This is a genomic window from Streptomyces sp. NPDC054840 (assembly GCF_053611065.1).
Genome location: NZ_JBSGZP010000929.1, coordinates 1 through 2,281, shown reverse-complemented (window position 1 = coordinate 2,281; position 2,281 = coordinate 1). Strand labels below are relative to the sequence as shown.

The window sequence follows — 2,281 nt, the reverse complement described above, 5'->3', positions numbered from 1 at the left end:
ATCTCGGAGCGCTTCGTCGGGATCGTGGTGTTGCGCTCGATCAGCTTGGTCATGATGCCGCCCTTGGTCTCGATACCGAGGGACAGCGGGGTCACATCGAGGAGCAGGACGTCCTTGACCTCACCCTTGAGCACACCGGCCTGGAGGGTGGCGCCGATGGCGACGACCTCGTCCGGATTGACGCCCTTGTGCGGATCCTTGCCGGTCAGCTCCCTGACCAGCTCCGTCACGGCCGGCATGCGCGTGGACCCGCCGACCAGGATGACGTGGTCGATGTCCGCGACCTTGATCTTCGCGTCCTTGACCGCGTTGTGGAACGGCGCCTTGCAGCGCTCCAACAGGTCGGCGGTCAGCTGCTCGAACTGCGAGCGCGTGAGCTTCTCGTCCAGGTGCAGCGGGCCCTCGGCGGAAGCGGAGATATAAGGCAGGTTGATCGTCGTCTCCGTCGCGGCGGAGAGTTCGATCTTCGCCTTCTCGGCGGCCTCGCGCAGACGCTGGAGCGCCATCTTGTCCTTGGACAGGTCCACGCCGTACCCGTTCTGGAACTGCTTCACCAGGTGATCGACGACCTTCTGGTCCCAGTCGTCCCCGCCGAGGTGGGTGTCGCCGTTGGTGGACTTGACCTCCACCAGCCCCTCGCCGATCTCCAGCAGGGACACGTCGAAGGTGCCGCCGCCCAGGTCGAAGACGAGGATCGTCTGGTCGTTCTCCTTGTCCAGGCCGTACGCCAGCGCGGCGGAGGTCGGCTCATTGATGATCCGCAGCACCTTCAGGCCGGCGATCTCGCCGGCTTCCTTCGTCGCCGTGCGCTGGGAGTCGTTGAAGTACGCCGGAACGGTGATCACAGCGTCGGTCACGTCCTCGCCGAGATACGCCTCCGCGTCCCGCTTCAGCTTCTGCAGCACCCGTGCCGAGATCTCCTGCGCGGTGTACCGCTTGCCCTCGATGTCGCCGCTCTCGGGGAAGCGCCAGTTCGCCTCGCCGATGTGGCGCTTGACCGACCGCGCGGTGCGGTCGACGTTGGTCACCGCCTGCCGCTTGGCGATCTCTCCGACCAGGACATCTCCGCCCTTGCCGAAGGCCACCACGGAAGGGGTGGTCCTGTTTCCTTCGGTGTTGGTGATGACCGTGGGTTCGCCGCCCTCCAGAACCGCGACGACGGAGTTGGTCGTCCCCAGGTCGATCCCGACTGCGCGTGCCATCATCCGCTCCTCTCGAAACCAACGAACTCGGAATCAGGTGACCCTTCGGCCGTTCACTTCGCCGACCGGCCGCCCGAGCAGGGGCGCCGCTGTACCGGTCTGGTGCAGGAGGCGGCGCACCAAGGGCGACGCGACGCCCACCAGGCGCAGAACGACTCCCTGTGCCGCCGCCCGGCGGCGGGCTTGCAGCACAACGCCGAGGCCGTAGCAGTCGCAGAACTCGACTTCACTGAAATCGACCTCCACCACACGGCAACCGTCGGACAACGCCTCCTCCAGGGTGGCGCGGAGCTGCGGCGCGCTCACGAGGTCGATGTCGCCCGAGACGGCGACCTTGAGGTGGCCGTCGACCTTGAGGTGACCGTCGGTCCTGATGTGGCCGTCGGCGCCCGTTCCGATCGCGGCCGCGGGAGGCGATGCTTCGGGCATGTCCCCAACCTCGCTTTCGCCCTGCCTGCCTCGGCGGCGGCGGACGGAGGGATGGAGGGGCCCGGCGGAGCCCCGGCCCTCCCTCCGCGTTCCTGCCCGCGTATCCGTCAGGAATTGATCTCCTTGCGTGAGCCGTCCCCGGCCTTGATCTCGATCTTCCGAGGCTTCGCCTGCTCGGCGACGGGGATGCTCAGCCGCAGTACGCCGGCCTCGTAAGAGGCCTCGATCCGGTCGGCGTCCAGTGTCTCGCCCAGGAACAGCTGGCGGCTGAAGGCTCCGGAGGGCCGCTCCGCGATCAGCACGTCGCTGTTCTGCGCGGAGGCAGTGGTCCCCCGCTCCGCCTTGATGTTGAGGACGTTCTGGTCGACGTCCAGGTCGATGGACTCGGGGTCGACACCGGGCAGGTCCAGTTCGACGACGAAGGCATCACCCTCGCGGAAGGCGTCCATGGCCATGGCCGCCGACCGCGCCGCGGGGCCCAGAACCTGCTGCGTCAGCCGGTCCAACTCCCGGAACGGATCCGTCCGCATGAGCATCATCGTTCACTCCTCTCTCCACTCGTCACAGATGCACATGGCGATACCATCTATATAGCGCGCAGTAAGAAAGTTGACAAGAGTCGACTCAAGAAGACCGGCGGGCGATTACGT

Annotated in this window: 3 protein-coding genes; all 3 read right to left on the bottom strand. The window is 66.7% G+C overall.

Features of this window, described 5'->3' with window-relative positions; genetic code table 11:
- On the bottom strand, window positions 1-1,202 hold a 1,202-nt coding region (dnaK, locus tag ACWGIU_RS36075; RefSeq protein WP_453712308.1), incomplete at its 3' end, for a molecular chaperone DnaK.
- 33 nt (window positions 1,203-1,235) lie between these two features.
- Entirely contained in the window at window positions 1,236-1,631 is a 396-nt protein-coding gene (locus ACWGIU_RS36070; protein ID WP_453712307.1) for an STAS domain-containing protein, read from the bottom strand.
- 107 nt (window positions 1,632-1,738) lie between these two features.
- Complete coding sequence (locus ACWGIU_RS36065) at window positions 1,739-2,170, bottom strand: Hsp20/alpha crystallin family protein (RefSeq protein WP_453712306.1); 432 nt, start codon at window positions 2,168-2,170, stop codon at window positions 1,739-1,741.
- Window positions 2,171-2,281: the final 111 nt, after the last annotated feature.